We start from the raw sequence: 264 nt of genomic DNA on the forward strand, positions 1-264 counted from the left end.
TTAGCGACACGTGGATATCCCGCGGGCCCGATGCGGTCCCGCAAGATACCACGGGCGCACGGCGGATGCCTTGGCACAGGGAGCCGATGAAGGACGCGGCAAGCTGCGATAATCCCCGGCGAGGAGCACACATCCTTCGACCCGGGGGTCTCCGAATGGGCGAACCCATCCGTAGCAGTACGGATATCCCGACCCTGAACACATAGGGGCCGGGAGGACAACCCGGGGAACTGAAACATCTAAGTACCCGGAGGAGAGGAAATC

The 264-nt window shown here is 62.5% G+C and carries 1 rRNA gene; it reads left to right on the forward strand.

What is annotated here, in order from left to right:
- Nucleotides 1-38: 38 nt before the first annotated feature.
- Nucleotides 39-264: ribosomal RNA gene (locus tag DXC52_RS09910) — 23S ribosomal RNA — on the forward strand; the annotation flags it as partial.

This window comes from Collinsella sp. TF05-9AC, from assembly GCF_003438495.1.
Lineage (GTDB): Bacteria > Actinomycetota > Coriobacteriia > Coriobacteriales > Coriobacteriaceae > Collinsella.